At 71.8% G+C, this 13,702-nt stretch carries 11 protein-coding genes; 6 read left to right on the top strand and 5 right to left on the bottom strand.

Annotation, left to right across the window (positions count from 1 at the left end; genetic code table 11):
* Window positions 1-1,080, bottom strand: a complete 1,080-nt coding sequence (locus ACWIHT_RS28520; RefSeq protein WP_456171148.1) for an AraC family transcriptional regulator — start codon at window positions 1,078-1,080, stop codon at window positions 1-3.
* 132 nt (window positions 1,081-1,212) lie between these two features.
* Here ACWIHT_RS28520 and ACWIHT_RS28515 point away from each other — a divergent pair, with 132 nt between their 5' ends.
* Both ACWIHT_RS28515 and ACWIHT_RS28510 read left to right on the top strand, forming a co-directional pair.
* The gene (locus ACWIHT_RS28515; protein ID WP_456171147.1) at window positions 1,213-2,403 is read left to right on the top strand and encodes an MFS transporter; all 1,191 of its coding nucleotides are present in this window, start codon (window positions 1,213-1,215) and stop codon (window positions 2,401-2,403) included.
* An 87-nt stretch (window positions 2,404-2,490) separates the two neighbouring features.
* Window positions 2,491-4,092 carry a purple acid phosphatase family protein gene (locus ACWIHT_RS28510; protein ID WP_456171146.1) on the top strand — a complete coding sequence of 534 codons (1,602 nt, stop codon included), beginning with the start codon at window positions 2,491-2,493 and terminating at the stop codon, window positions 4,090-4,092.
* Here the strand turns inward: ACWIHT_RS28510 and ACWIHT_RS28505 are convergent.
* On the bottom strand, window positions 4,089-4,373 hold the full coding sequence (locus tag ACWIHT_RS28505) for a hypothetical protein (RefSeq protein ID WP_456171145.1): 285 nt from the start codon (window positions 4,371-4,373) through the stop codon (window positions 4,089-4,091). The genes ACWIHT_RS28510 and ACWIHT_RS28505 overlap by 4 nt on opposite strands.
* A gap of 445 nt (window positions 4,374-4,818) precedes the next feature.
* On the opposite strand from ACWIHT_RS28505, the gene ACWIHT_RS28500 reads away from it, so the two are divergent.
* The 3 genes from ACWIHT_RS28500 to ACWIHT_RS28490 all read left to right on the top strand — a co-directional run bounded on the left by ACWIHT_RS28500 (window position 4,819) and on the right by ACWIHT_RS28490 (window position 8,747).
* Window positions 4,819-6,126: an MFS transporter gene (locus ACWIHT_RS28500; RefSeq protein WP_456171144.1), complete on the top strand. Its 1,308-nt coding sequence runs from the start codon at window positions 4,819-4,821 to the stop codon at window positions 6,124-6,126.
* A gap of 312 nt (window positions 6,127-6,438) precedes the next feature.
* Complete coding sequence (locus tag ACWIHT_RS28495) at window positions 6,439-7,701, top strand: cation:proton antiporter (RefSeq protein WP_456171143.1); 1,263 nt, start codon at window positions 6,439-6,441, stop codon at window positions 7,699-7,701.
* 50 nt (window positions 7,702-7,751) lie between these two features.
* Window positions 7,752-8,747 carry an SMI1/KNR4 family protein gene (locus ACWIHT_RS28490; protein WP_456171142.1) on the top strand — a complete coding sequence of 332 codons (996 nt, stop codon included), beginning with the start codon at window positions 7,752-7,754 and terminating at the stop codon, window positions 8,745-8,747.
* On the opposite strand, the gene ACWIHT_RS28485 is transcribed toward ACWIHT_RS28490, so the two are convergent.
* From ACWIHT_RS28485 to ACWIHT_RS28475, 3 genes are read right to left on the bottom strand one after another with little or no spacing between them, the layout of a single operon-like run.
* Window positions 8,739-10,163 carry a gamma-aminobutyraldehyde dehydrogenase gene (locus ACWIHT_RS28485; protein ID WP_456171141.1) on the bottom strand — a complete coding sequence of 475 codons (1,425 nt, stop codon included), beginning with the start codon at window positions 10,161-10,163 and terminating at the stop codon, window positions 8,739-8,741. The two genes, ACWIHT_RS28490 and ACWIHT_RS28485, sit on opposite strands and share 9 nt — an antisense overlap.
* A gap of 15 nt (window positions 10,164-10,178) precedes the next feature.
* Window positions 10,179-10,577, bottom strand: coding sequence for a nuclear transport factor 2 family protein (locus ACWIHT_RS28480; RefSeq protein WP_456171140.1), 399 nt, complete (start codon window positions 10,575-10,577; stop codon window positions 10,179-10,181).
* A gap of 20 nt (window positions 10,578-10,597) precedes the next feature.
* A complete protein-coding gene (locus ACWIHT_RS28475) occupies window positions 10,598-12,136 on the bottom strand; it encodes a purine-cytosine permease family protein (protein WP_456171139.1) in 1,539 nt (512 codons plus the stop codon).
* A gap of 103 nt (window positions 12,137-12,239) precedes the next feature.
* Between ACWIHT_RS28475 and ACWIHT_RS28470 the strand changes: the two genes are divergently transcribed.
* Window positions 12,240-13,691, top strand: a complete 1,452-nt coding sequence (locus tag ACWIHT_RS28470) for a PucR family transcriptional regulator (protein WP_456171138.1) — start codon at window positions 12,240-12,242, stop codon at window positions 13,689-13,691.
* Window positions 13,692-13,702: the final 11 nt, after the last annotated feature.

Raw genomic sequence — 13,702 nt, 5'->3', positions numbered from 1 at the left:
TCATTCGCGGTGCGCCGCCGCCCGGAGCAGCCGCTCCCGCAACTGGACCGGCGAGGTACCGTGCCAGCGGCGTACCGCGCGGCGCAGGGCGCGTTCGTCGGAGAAGCCCGCCCGGTGGGCGATGTCACGCAGGGTCAACTCCGGGCGCAGCAGCAGCTGTTCGACGCGTTCCCGGCGTACGCCCTCGGCCAGTGCCTCGTAGGTGGTGCCGCAGTCGGCCAGTCGGCGGCGCAGCGTGCGCTCGCTGGTCGCGTGCCGTCGTGCCTGTTCGCCGAAGGACGGGATCACCGGGAGGCTCTGCGCGACGGACACCTCCAGCACTTCGAGGAGGTCCTGTTGCCCGGTGCGGGAGGCGAGTTGGGCGTCGAGTGTCTCCAGGGTCGAGGCGTACGTCACCGGGTCGCGGCCGGGCATCGGGGCGCGGGCCCACGCGGGGTCGATGACGATGCGGTCGGCGGGGGCGCGGAAGCGGACCGGGCAGCCGAACACGGCGTCGTACAGGGCGTGTTGACGGGGTGGCGGGGCGGAGAACTCCACCACGCGCGGCGCGAAGTCCGGTCCGACGGCCAGTCGGGACACGGTGACCACGGAGGCGAGCCCCTCCTCGATGAGGAAGGAGGCCACGCTCGGGTCGACGGCGGGATCGGGGAGGTCGGCGCGCAGGACGAAGGCGCCGTCCTCGTCCACGCCGGTCGACCACACGGTCATCGCGCCGGAGATGTTCTGGTAGCTCACGCCGGTCTCGATGGCGTGGCGCAGGGTGTCGGCGGCCAGCAGCGCGAAGCCGAGCAGGCCCCACGCGGTGAGGTGCTGTGCCGCGCCGACCTTCAGGCCCAGCCGCTCGTCCCCGGTGAGTTCCACCGCGCGCCGGATCACCGCGCTGCCCTGCCGATACGACACCCGTAGCGCAGCGGACCGCATCAGCGTCTCGTCCAGGCCGACCTGGCTCAGCAGGGGCCGCAGATCGATGCCGCGTTCGTCGGTGACGGTGACGAGATAGCGCAGGATGTTCGGCTGGATCGTCGCCGATGTGCTGCGGCTGGTCCCGTGCGGGTCCGCCGGGGCGGGATCGGGGAACATCGCACTCACCTCCTCGTGGGCGACCACCGTAAGCACCCGGACCGCACCGGTCGGAGGCCCTGGCCGCCGGAGTCCCCTCAACGGCCCCCGGCGTCCTGCGTCCGACCCGCACCGCCCGCCTACGGTCCCTGCATGTCAGTCAGCGCTCCAGACCGGGCAGAGAGCGGGCGTCGCGCCGCCAGGGCGGGCGCCCGGAGGGTGGCGACGCTCGCGTTCGCCGCTCAGGGTGTGTCCGTCGCCGCCGTGTACACGACCGTCCCCGCGGTCACCGAGCACCAGGGGCTGTCTCCGCTCCTGACGACCGCCACGCTGGTCGCGGTCGCCCTGGCGGCCGGGTTCGGCAGCTTTCTCGGGCTGGCCGCGGTCCGCGTCGCCGGTCCGGTCGCCACGATGCGCGGCGCCCTGCTCACGGCCGCCGTCGCGCTCACGCTGATCGGACAGGCGCCCGGCCCGCAGACCACGGTCTGCGCGTACGTCCTCTTCGGGCTCGCGGTGGGCGGCCTCGACGTCGGGATCAACTCCCGGGCCGCCACGATCGAGCACGCCTACGGCCGCAGCGTCTTCGGCTCGTTCTACACGGCGTGGAGCGTGGGCGGTGTGCTCGCGGCCCTGCTCACCGCCGGCGCGGCCCGGCTCGACCGGCCCGTGGGCGACGGCCTGGCCGTGCAGGCGGGCATCCTGCTGCTCGTCGCCTGCTGTCTGCGCACGCACGTCCTTCCCTCCGTCCAAGAGCCGTCCGCGCAACCGCCGTTGGGGCGTCGGCTGTGGCTGCGGCTGCTCCCCTTCGGGCTGGTCCTGCTCGTCGTCTACGTCGTGGACTCGACGGTCTCCGCCTGGTCGGCGGTCTATCTGCGGGGGACCCTCGCCGCGTCGCTCACGGTCGCGCCGATGGCGTACGCGGCGTACCAGGCCGGCACGGTCGTCGGCCGCGCGAGCGTGGACCGGCTGGTGCAGCGGGTCGGGACCGTCGCCGTCGTGCGCACGGCGGCCCTGGTGGTGGCGGTTGCGCTGGCGGGCATGGCCGTGGCGCCGAGCTGGCCGTTCGCCGTGCTCGCGGCCGGGGTGGTGGGCCTGGGGGCGTCGGTGCTGGCCCCGCTGTGTCTGGCCTCCGCCGCGCGATTGCGCCCGGCCGCCTCGGAGACGGTCCTGGCCCGGCTGAACCTCTTCAACTACGCGGGCGTCCTCACCGGTGGCGCGGTGAGCGGACTGCTCGGTTCCACCGGCGAGTTCCGGCTCGCGTACGCGACACCGGCCGCCCTGGCGCTGTTCGTGCTGGCCGGGGCCCGGCACTTCACCCGGCCGCTCGGGACATCCGAGGCGTAGGAGACAAGCCAGGCGATGGGCGGGATATGGCCAGTCCATGGGCAGGCGGCAATCGGTCGTTCAACCGGCGCTGCCAGCGTCGCGCCCATGAACACTCCTCGCATGGGCCTCCCCGACCGGCTCGCCGACACCCTGAGCATGCCCGAGCAACACGAGTACCTCCGCCGCGCCTTCTCCCGCCGCGGTCTGCTGCGCGGTGGCGCGGTCGCCGCCACCGGTGTCGCCCTCGCGGGCGGCGGGGGTGTCGCCGCGGCGGCCACGCCCACGCTGGTGCCGGCCTCGGCCACGTCCACCGTGCACGGTTCGCTGGTCGCGCCGTTCGGCCGGCACCTGGCCTACGGCGCCGATCCCCGGACCCAGATGCGGGTGTCGTGGCAGGTGCCGCTGCCGGTGAGCAAGCCGTTCCTGCGGATCGGCAGAAGTCCCCTCGACCTGAGCCACCGCATACCGGCGGAGGTGCGCGACCTGTTCACACCGGCCGGCATCGGCAAGAGCGCCGACATCGACCAGTACTACGTGCACGCGGCGCTGGACAACCTGAGCCCCGACACGACGTACTACTACGGCGTCGGCCACGACGGCTTCGACCCCGCCGACCCGGGCGCCGCGCACACGATCTACTCCTTCACCACCGCGCCCCGCACGCACAGCACCCGGCCGTTCACGTTCACCGCCTTCGGTGACCAGAACCCGAGTTACACCTCGATCGGCCTCAACGCCCTTGTCCAGGCGCAGAGTCCGGCCTTCCACCTGCACGCGGGCGACATCTGCTACGCCGAGGAGACCGGCCACGGGCTGCCCGGCGACGCGAGCAACTACGACGCCCGCCAATGGGATTCGTTCCTGGCGCAGATCGAACCGCTCTCCAGCCGGGTGCCGTGGATGGTGGCGTTCGGCAACCACGACATGGAGTCCTGGTACTCCCCCAACGGGTACGGCGGCAACGAGGCCCGATTCACCCTGCCCGGCAACGGGTTTGACGCCACGTCAGCTCCCGGGGTCTACTCCTTCGTCCACGGCAACGTGGGTGTGGTCTCGGTCGACGCGAACGACGTGTCGTACGAGATCCCCGCGAACATCAACTACACCGCGGGCAAGCAGACCGCCTGGCTCGACAAGCGGCTCGGTGAACTGCGCGCCCGTACGGACGTCGACTTCATCGTCGTCTTCCACCACCACTGCGCCTTCTCCACCACCAGCTCGCACGCCTCGGAGGGCGGGGTGCGCGAGCAGTGGGTGCCGCTGTACGAGAAGCACCAGGTGGACCTGGTGGTCAACGGCCACAACCACGTCTACGAGCGCACCGACCCGGTCGTCCAGGACAAGGCCGTACGGACCCTGCCGATCGGCGGCACCCACGAACCGGCCAATGGCGGTGTGGTGTACGTGACGGCGGGCGCGGGCGGCGAGAGCGTGTACAGCTTCCCGGTGGCCGACAGCTACGAGGGGCACGAGGACGCGATCGACTCGGTGCCGACGTACTGGACGGGCAAGGACGGCAAGGTCACCGAGAACGTCGACTGGTCCCGGGTCCGCTACACCGGTTACTCGTTCATCCGCGTCGACGTCGCCCCCGCGACGCCCGGCCGTACGACGACGCTCACGGTGCGGGCGCTGGCCGCGACCGGCGCGGAGGTCGACCGGTTCACGGTCTCCCGCAAGGTGAAGAAGGCTGGGCACGGCTACTAGCGGGACGTGGAGCGGCGGCCACCGGCGTGGTGCCGGTGGCCGCCGCCCGCGAGGGCGAGCACCCAGTACAGGGTCGCGCCGTGGAGGAAGAGCGCGGCGGAGGAGGTGAGGGCGAGCCAGGTGCCGAGGACGTACGGGAGGCGGTCGCGGCAGACGGCGCCTCCGGCGAGGTAGAGAAGCCCCACGACGAGCCAGGCGAGGCCGAAACTGACGTACGACGGACGGTTGTCGAGGACGACGCCCACCGCGGACCGCTGCGGGTTGTAGGTGGTGTGGGACATGGTGGCCTCCGTGAAGTGCTGTGGTGGGGAAGCGAGTTGGGGCGATCTCAGGGGTCGCGTCGGTCGGTGAGGATGAACGCGGGGACGAGGACGACGGCCGCGTACACCAGGCAGAGCACCAGCGCGGTGAGCGGGGTGAGCGGGGTGGTGACGCCGTCGACGTGTTTGAACCTCGCGGCCCCGGGGCCATGAATCTGCGGACACTTCCGATTTCGGCAGCGGAAATGTCACGAATCCCTTGCGGAGACCGTGCGGAGATGTGCGGAGATGTGCGCTCGGGATATGCCGAACCCCTTGGCTACGATATATTTCACGCCTCAACTGCCGTTGCCCGTAGGCGTTTTACCCTGCCCCCCGCCTCCCGCGAATTCCTTTCGCCGTGGGCGGGGGCCGCCCGTTTCCCTCTCCGTGATACGCCTCACCGAAAGCCCTCCCCTCCGTGGCCATGACCCTGCACGAGGACCGGCCGCCCGCCGGTCGCCATGCAGCCGTTCCGTCCGGCAGTCTCTTTCGACGGATCTACGCACCCCGCACCAGTGACGCCCTGGCGTTCTCCATGTCGACGTACGCCATGCCGCTCCTCGTCCTGACCATCACCCGGTCCCCGTCGCTCACGGGCCTGGCGTTCGCGCTGGAGTGGACGCCCCGGATCGCCGCGTTCGTGCTGGCCGGCAATGTGGTCGACCGGCGCGGCGCGGCCATCGTCTGCTTCCTGGCCTCGCTGCTGCGGGCCCTGGTGCTGGCCGGGGCGGCGGTCACACTCGCCGTACTGCCGCGCGGCACCGCGGAGACGGTGACCGTGCTGGTGCTGGCCGCGGTGACCGGCACGCTCACCCAGTTCAGTTTCGTGGCCAACGAGGCGGTGGGCGCGATCGTCACCCGGCGGGCCCAACACCGGCCGCACGGAGTGCAGTCGGTCCTCATCGGCATCGACCAGACCGCCATGCTGGTCGGCCCCCTGCTCGCGGGCTTCCTGCTGCTGGTGGGACCGGGCTGGATGCTCGGGTGTCTGACCGCGCTGTCCCTGCTGGCCGCCGTGCTCGGTCTACAGACCCCGCCCACCCCGCTGCGCTCCGCGCGGCCGGACGGCGAACGGACACCGAGCGGGCTGCGGACCGGGCTGCGCATGCTGCGCAAACTGCCCGCGCTGCGCTGGCTGGTGGCGGGCCTGGCCTGTTCCAATCTCGCCCTCGGTCTGCTCCAGTCGGCCAGCCCCGTGATCGTGGTGGAGAACTTCGGCCGCTCCTCCGCCGACGTCGGCACCCTGTGGTCCGCCGCCGCGGCGACGACCCTGCTGGCGGTCACCTGCTGCCGCCTCGCACTGAGCCGACTCGACCTGTGGGGCGTCGGGGTCGTGTGCGCGACCTTCGCCTCGGCGGCCTGCCTGGCTCTCCCGCAGGCCCCGTCCTACGCCGCCTACACGGTCCTCGTCGCGCTGTTCATGGCGGGCGACGGCGGCCTCACCGTCGTGCTGCGCACCCTGCGCTCCCTGGTCATCCCGGCCACGGCCTTCGGCACCACGCTCTCCCTGACCATGCTGCTCCTGCTGCTGCCGTTCCCATTGGCCGGCATCCTCGTCGCCCTCACCCCGCCGGCCCACCTCGGCACAGCCGTCCTGGGCTGCGCCGCCGTCCAGGCGGTCGCCCTGGCCATCACCTTCGTACGCCTGCGCAACGAGCCCACGCTCCGCGCGACCACCGACCGACCACCGAGAACCGCCCTCCCCAACGAGCCGTCGACGACGGGGCGTTGACGGCCCGCGCGCGACGGCCCGCGCCGCCCGAGAACAATCCCACTGGCCCAATCCCCGACCACTTCTCCTAGTCGGTCGGTGAATTGCACAGGGCTTTCGAAGAGGAAGAGCGAGGTGCCGCTCACGAAATCCTCGGTCTCGGATTCAGCCCTCGTCGCCATCCCGTTAACGCAGTACCGATGCCGTCGGAGAACCGGCACCGTCGCTTCGGCCCGAGGTGGCACGATTTCGTCCGGGCCGAACGAGGGCCCCGGCGTCGCGGTACCCCCAACTCCCGTCGCGGCGCCCCCGGCACAAGGAGTCCACCGCGCCATGACCTCCTCGCAAGCATCCGCGTTACTGGCCGGGCTGGCCGTCGTCATCGTCGCCGCGGCGCTGTTCGGGGCGCTCGCGCGCAGGCTCGGGCAGCCTCCGGTCGTCGGTGAGATCCTGGCCGGCATCCTGCTCGGCCCGACCCTGTTCGACGGCGCGGTCCCGCGCGCGCTGCTGCCGACCGACATCCGGCCGTTCCTGAGCGCGCTGGCCGATGTCGGAGTCGCCGTCTTCATGTTCCTGGTGGGCCTGGAGTTCGACCGCGGGATGGTGCGCGGCACCGGCCGCATCGCCGTCTCCGTGTCACTGGCCTCGCTGCTGCTGCCGTGCGGCCTGGGCATGGCGCTCGGTGTCCATCTCCTGGGCGGCCATCCCAGCCCCGACCATCTGGGCTTCGTCCTCTTCATGGGCGCCGCGATGTCCATCACCGCGTTCCCGGTGCTGGCCCGGATCCTCGCCGACCGGAACCTGGACCGCACCCCGCTCGGCGCGCTGGCGCTGTGCTGCGCCGCCCTCGCCGACGTGCTGGCCTGGTCGCTGCTGGCCGTGGTGGTGGCCATCGTCGCGCCGGGCGGGAACCCCGAGCGGGCGCTGCTGTTCCCGCCGTATCTGCTGCTGATGCTCTACCCCGTACGGCTGCTGCTGGGGCGGCTGTTGAAGAGGCCGGGGGCGGTCGCGCAACCGACGGCGGTCCTGCTGGCCACCGCGTTCGCCGGGCTGCTGCTGTCGGGGGCCGCGACCGAGTGGATGGGGCTGCACTTCATCTTCGGGGCGTTCCTGTTCGGGGCGGTCGTCCCGCGCTCGGGATCGGAGCGGCTCCGGGCCGATCTGAGCGAACGGGTCGGGCTCGTGAACAACGTGCTGCTGCTCCCCGTGTTCTTCCTGGTCGCCGGTCTCCAGGTGGACCTGTCCCAACTCGGCTGGTCCGACCTCGGCGAGTTGGCGCTGATCCTCCTGGTGGCGGTGGGCGGCAAGCTCGTCGGCGCGTACACGGGCGCCTACGCCAACGGGCTCGACCGGCGCATCGCCTCCGCCCTCGCCGTCCTGATGAACACGCGCGGCCTCACCGAACTGATCATCCTGAGCGTCGGCCGCCAACTCGGCGTCCTGGACGGGCGGTTGTACTCCCTGATGGTGGTCATGGCGGTACTGACCACCGCCATGACGGGCCCCCTCCTCCAGGCGATCTACCCCCGCGCCCTCGCCCTGCGGGCGACCCCGCAGGACATGACCCGCAGACGCCGGGAGCCGGCGGCGCCGTAGGGTGTGGGGCGCGTCGCTCTTCCTCCTCCGACCGCAAGGAGCACCAAGCCGTGGACGTCGAAATCCCCGCGCTCGTGCGGGACGCCGCCGCCCGGTTCGGGGCCGGTGCTCCGTACGCGTTGAAGGCCGTGGCCGGGCAGCTCGCCGACGACCCGGACATGGGGGTGCCGTCACAACTGCCCGGTATCCGTACCGTGTTGGTCGACGGTGAGCTGTTCGAGGACTGTCCCGCGTTGGCCGTCGGCTACCTGCACGAGCCCGACCGCATCGAGATCCGGTACGTCACCCTGGCCCCGTCCGCCGAATCCGACGACGTACAAGTGGCGGAGCAGGAACGGGAGTTGGCCGCCACCCCCGGCGACCCCACCAACCCCGCCGATCCAACCGACCCCGATGTCACCGCGCTCACCGTCCGGGAGGTCGCGGACGCCTGGCGCCGGATCACGCACTGGCTCCGGGACAACGCGCCCGACTCCTACGCGGCGCTCCGCACAGGCGCCGAACTGGCCGCCGTCGCCGCCCTGGAGAGCGAGCTCGGGGTGCGGATACCGGTCGAGCTGACCGTCCTGTGGCTGCTGACCGGGGGCGACGACGGGTCCGACGGGCGGGGGTGTCTGCCGGGCAACCGGGCGCTGTTGCCCCTGGACGCGGTGGCCGCCGTGTACCGGCGGAAGACGGATGCCCAGGCCAGCATGGACACGGCCGACGCGGGCCGTCCCGAGGAGGAGCGGATCACCGTGTGGCGGCCGGGCTGGATCCCGGTCGTCGCGGACGGCCCCAACGACCGTGTCGCGGGGCTCTACTTGGACACGGAGACCGGGTTCCTCGGCCGGTGGTCGCGCTACCACGACATCCCGGACGACGAGCGCGACACGCTGGTGACCTACCTGGAGGAGACCGCCGACGCGCTCGAAGCCCCGGCCCTGTCGCCCCGGGACGAACCCGGTCTGATCGGCGGGACGTTGGTGTGGCGCAGCTCCATCGACCCCGCGCGGGAAGGCCGTTGGCGGCCCCTGAAGGAACCGACCGCCCTCAGGTCAGAGTGACGTCATGACGTGCTTGATCCGGGTGTAGTCCTCGAAGCCGTAGGCCGAAAGGTCCTTGCCGTAGCCGGACTTCTTGAAGCCGCCGTGGGGCATCTCGGCGACGAGCGCCATGTGGGTGTTGATCCAGACGCAGCCGAAGTCGAGCGCCTTCGACATCCGCATCGCCCGCGCGTGGTCCCCGGTCCACACGGAGGAGGCCAGCGCGTAGTCGACGCCGTTGGCGTGGCGCACGGCCTCGGCCTCGTCGGTGAAGGACTGGACGGTCATGACCGGGCCGAAGACCTCGTTCTGGACGATCTCGTCGTCCTGGCGGAGGCCGGAGACGACGGTCGGGGCGTAGAAGTAGCCCTGGTCGCCGACCCGGTGGCCGCCCGTCTCGATCCTGGCGTGTTCGGGGAGGCGCTCGACGAAGCCGCTGACCTGGGCGAGTTGGGCCGCGTTGTTGAGGGGGCCGTAGAGCACGTCCTCGTCGTCGGGCTGCCCGGTCTTCGTCCCGGCCGCCGCCTTCGCGAGCGCGGCCACGAACTCGTCGTGGACCGACTCGTGGACCAGGACGCGGGTCGCGGCCGTGCAGTCCTGGCCCGCGTTGAAGAAGCCGCCGACGACCAGGTCCTCGACCGCCTTCGTCAGGTCGGCGTCCTCGAAGACCACCGCGGGGGCCTTGCCGCCGAGTTCCAGGTGGACCCGCTTGACGTCCTTCGCGGCGGACTCGGCGACCTGGATGCCGGCGCGCACGGAGCCGGTGATGGAGGCCATCGCGGGGGTGGGGTGCTCGACCATCAGCCGGCCGGTGTCGCGGTCGCCGCACACGACGTTGAAGACGCCCTTCGGCACGATCGAACCGATGATCTCCGCGAGCAGGACGGTGGAGGCGGGGGTCGTGTCCGAGGGCTTGAGGACCACCGCGTTGCCGGCCGCGAGCGCGGGCGCGAACTTCCAGACAGCCATCAGCAGCGGGTAGTTCCAGGGCGCGACCTGTGCGCACACACCGACCGGCTCGCGCCGGACGATCGAGGTCATGCCCTCCATGTACTCGCCCGCCGAACGGCCTTCGAGCATCCGCGCCGCGCCCGCGAAGAAGCGGATCTGGTCGATGGCGGGGGCGAGTTCCTCGCTGCGGGTGAGGTGCAGCGGCTTGCCGGTGTCGCGGCTCTCGACGGCGACCAGTTCGTCGGCCCGTGCCTCCATCGCGTCGGCGATCTTCAGCAGCGCGCGCTGCCGTACGGACGGTGTGGTGTCGCGCCAGGCGGGGAACGCGGCAGCGGCGGCGGCCATCGCCGCGTCGACGTCGGCCGCGCCGGAGAGCGGGGAGGTCGCGTAGACGTCACCGGTGGTGGGGTCCACGACATCAAGGGTGCGGCCGTCCGAGGCGTCCGCGAACGCACCGTCGATGTAGTTGCGGAAGGTGGTGCTCATGGACGTCTCTCCTGGTCAGGCGGCGCTGCGGGCGGACAGGTGCTCGTGTACGGCGACCCAGGCGCCGTCGTCCGCCTTGGCGAAGACGATGGTCTCCCGTTCCTGGGCGGTCTCCTCGCCGGAGTGGGTGGCGATCCGGGTCTCCACGTCGTGGCTGAAGACGGCGGTGTCGCCGAAGGGCTGGACGAGTTGCGCGGACGAGACGCAGCCGAGGATGCGGAAGCCGTCCTCGTCCACCCACCGCTGCCACAGCGCGCGGTACTCGGCGGTGGAGCCGAGCCGCTGCGGGGTGGTGTGGAAGACGAAGCTCGCGTTCGGGGCGAAGGAGCCGAAGTAGTCGTCGAGGCGGCCTTCGGCGAAGGCGGCGACGAGCGCGTCGGCGGCGGCCCGGACTTCCTGGACGGTGGTGCTCATGAACTGCTCCTTGCGGGGGCTCAGTTGGCCGCGGCGGGCTCGGGGGCGGGCGCTTCGGTGCCGTCGCCGGTGATGGGCGGCACCGGTGTGTCGGACGCCCGGACGAAGCGGGGGCCGTCCGGGCCGTACACCTCGCGCGGCTCGGGGAACACGGTGAGCAGAGCGAGGTAGAGGACGACCGCGAGGGCGAGGCCGACCGGCAGCGAGATGTCCGTGCCGCCCGCGAGGTCGCCGAGCGGGCCGACGAACTGGCCGGGGAGGTTGGTGAACAGGAGGGCGACGACGGCGGAGACCAGCCAGGTGGACATGCCGCGCCAGTTCCAGCCGTGCGCGAACCAGTAACGCCCGCCGCGCTGACGGCGGTTGAAGACCTGGAGGGCCTCCGCGTCGTACCAGCCGCGCCGGGTGACGTAACCGAGGGTCATGACGATCATCCAGGGCGCGGTGCAGGTGATGATCAGCGTGGCGAACGTGGAGATGGACTGCGTGAGGTTCAGCGCGAAGCGGCCGACGAAGATGAACGCGATCGACAGGGCGCCGATGAAGAAGGTGGCCTGGACGCGGCTGAAGCGCGTGAAGACGCTGGAGAAGTCGAGGCCCGTGCCGTAGAGGGACGTCGTGCCGGTGGAGAGGCCGCCGATCAGGGCGATCAGGCAGAGCGGCAGGAAGTACCAGCCGGGCGAGATCGCGAGGAGGCCGCCGACGTAGTTGGGGGCGGCCGGGTCGACGTACTTGGCGGCCTTCGAGGCGATGATCGACGCGGTGGTCAGGCCGAAGAGGAACGGCAGCAGGGTGGCGAGCTGGGCGAGGAACGCGGCGCCCATCACCCGGCGGCGCGGCGCCCCGGCCGGGATGTAGCGCGACCAGTCGCCGAGGAACGCGCCGAAGGAGACCGGGTTGGAGAGCACGATCAGCGCGGCGCCGATGAACGACGGCCAGAACAGCGGGTCGGCGGTGGAGGCGAAGGTGCCCGCGTAGCCGGGGTTGAAGTCGCCGGCGAAGGCGAAGGCGCCGAGCACGAAGAGGGCCGACGCGGCCAGCACCGCGATCTTGTTGACCAGCAGCATGAACTTGAAGCCGTAGACGCAAACGGCCAGCACGAGCCCGGCGAAGACCGCGTACGCGATGCCGTAGGTGACGTCCGACTCGGGGACGTCGACGAGGCGGTGCGCGCCGCCGACGAGCGCGTCGCCCGAGGACCACACCGAGATCGAGAAGAACGCGACGGCCGTGAGCAGGGAGAGGAACGAGCCGACGACCCGGCCGTGCACACCGAGGTGGGCGGAGGAGGAGACGGCGTTGTTCGTGCCGTTGGTGGGGCCGAACAGGGCCATCGGGGCCAGCAGCAGCGCGCCCGCGACCAGGCCGAGGACGGTCGCCGCGAGGCCCTGCCAGAAGGAAAGGCCGAAGAGGATCGGGAAGGCGCCCAGCACACAGGTGGCGAAGGTGTTGGCACCGCCGAAGGCGAGCCGGAACAGGTCGATCGGGCGGGCCGTGCGGTCCTCGTCCGGGATCCGTTCGACGCCGTAGGTCTCGATTTCGGTGATCGAGGTCGTCACTGGCGCTCCACCTTCCGTTCATGCGGGGGGCCGGTTCCACAGTCTGTGGCCCGCGCACGATCGGCGACAATTGTGTCGGTCACGGAGCAGTACGCTTCCTTTTGTGGCTGGAAACAAAGTGACCGTCGAGGATCTGCTCGCCTTCCCGGCTCTACAGCTGTCGGTGAAGGCCGGTCGCGGCGGGCTCGGCCGGTCCGTGTCCTGGGCCCATGCCAGCGAACTCACCGATCCCACACCCTGGCTGCTGGGTGCCGAGGTGATCATGACGACGGGTCTCGCGGTGCCGCGTACGGCGGCCGGACAGCGCGCCTATCTGGAGCGGCTGGACGACGCCGGGGTGTCCGCGCTCGCGCTCTCCGCGCAGCTGCACATGCCGCCGCTGCACGAGGCGTTCTTCCGGGCAGCAGAGGAGCGCGGCTTCCCGGTGCTCGAAGTGCCGCTCGCCGTCCCGTTCATCGCGATCGCCCAGGAAGTCGCGGCCTCCGTCCAGGAGGACGCCGGGCACCGGCTGGGCGCGCAGCTCCAGGTGTTCGGCGCGCTGCGCTGGCTGGTCGCCGAGGACCTGGACACCCCGACCCTGCTGCGCCGCCTCGAAGACCTCTCCGGCTACGACGTCTATCTGTGCACGCCACAGGGCCGCCCGCTGCTGCCAGGCGTCCCCGTGCCGGATCCGACCGTCCTGCCCGCCTCCGTCGACGCCCCGCCGACCGTCCCCGGCGGATTCGTCCTGCCGGTGCCCGCGCCCGGCGGCCCGGCGGGCTTCCTCGTCGCCTACGAGCGGCAGGGCGCCCAACCGGCCGGGCTCGCCGTCGCCCAGCACATCGCCACCGTGGCGGCACTGCGGCTCGCCATGGTCCGCAACGAACGCGAGACACTGCGCCGCGAGGGCGCGGAGACCCTGGCCGAACTCCTTCAGGAGGTCCTCGACCCGGAGGCGGCGCGCCGCAGACTCGCCCGGCACGCGATCGACGGCGACACCGTACTCGTCGTCGTGCGGCACACCACCGACGAGGCGTTGCTGCGCTGTCTGGAGGACCACCCCCATCTGCTGCTCACCCGGGGCGAGGACCGCTACGTCCTGGGCGCGCCGGAGCTGACCGTGGCCATCGGTGAACTCCCGGGCGTGGCAAGCGGGATGAGCCGCCCCTTCCTCCCCGGAGCCGCGCTGCGGGTCGCCCAGCGCGAGGCACTGTGGGCGGTCTCCAAGGCGGTGGAGTCGGGCCGTCCCGTCGTCCGCTACGGCGACGACGCGACCGGCCGCTGGCTGCCCGACGACCCGGCCGTCCTGACGGCACTGGTCGAGCACGTGCTCGGCGAGGTGCTGCGCTACGACGAGGCCCACGACTCGCAGCTGCTGGTCTCCGCCCGCACCTGGATGGAGCGGGACCGCCGCACCGACACGGCCGCGGCGGCCCTGCACATCCATCCGAACACCCTCGCCTACCGGCTGCGCCGCTTCGGCACCCTCACCCACCGCGACCTCACGTCGACGGGCGCGCTGGCCGAGGTCTGGCTGGCGATCCAGGCAGCGGGGGCACTCGGTCTCACCGACTGAGCCCCGCCCGC

The sequence above is a fragment of the Streptomyces sp. NPDC002276 genome, from assembly GCF_053891435.1.
The sequence above is the reverse complement of the archived record's forward strand: the minus strand, read 5'-3'. Positions and strand labels throughout refer to the sequence as shown.

Excerpts from the sequence above, each read along its gene's own strand:
- ACWIHT_RS28520 (WP_456171148.1), bottom strand. The coding sequence starts at position 1,080 with ATGTTCCCCGATCCCGCCCCGGCGGACCCGCACGGGACCAGCCGCAGC.
- ACWIHT_RS28515 (WP_456171147.1), top strand. The coding sequence starts at position 1,213 with ATGTCAGTCAGCGCTCCAGACCGGGCAGAGAGCGGGCGTCGCGCCGCC.
- ACWIHT_RS28510 (WP_456171146.1), top strand. The coding sequence starts at position 2,491 with ATGAACACTCCTCGCATGGGCCTCCCCGACCGGCTCGCCGACACCCTG.
- ACWIHT_RS28505 (WP_456171145.1), bottom strand. The coding sequence starts at position 4,373 with ATGTCCCACACCACCTACAACCCGCAGCGGTCCGCGGTGGGCGTCGTC.
- ACWIHT_RS28500 (WP_456171144.1), top strand. The coding sequence starts at position 4,819 with ATGACCCTGCACGAGGACCGGCCGCCCGCCGGTCGCCATGCAGCCGTT.
- ACWIHT_RS28495 (WP_456171143.1), top strand. The coding sequence starts at position 6,439 with ATGACCTCCTCGCAAGCATCCGCGTTACTGGCCGGGCTGGCCGTCGTC.
- ACWIHT_RS28485 (WP_456171141.1), bottom strand. The coding sequence starts at position 10,163 with ATGAGCACCACCTTCCGCAACTACATCGACGGTGCGTTCGCGGACGCC.
- ACWIHT_RS28480 (WP_456171140.1), bottom strand. The coding sequence starts at position 10,577 with ATGAGCACCACCGTCCAGGAAGTCCGGGCCGCCGCCGACGCGCTCGTC.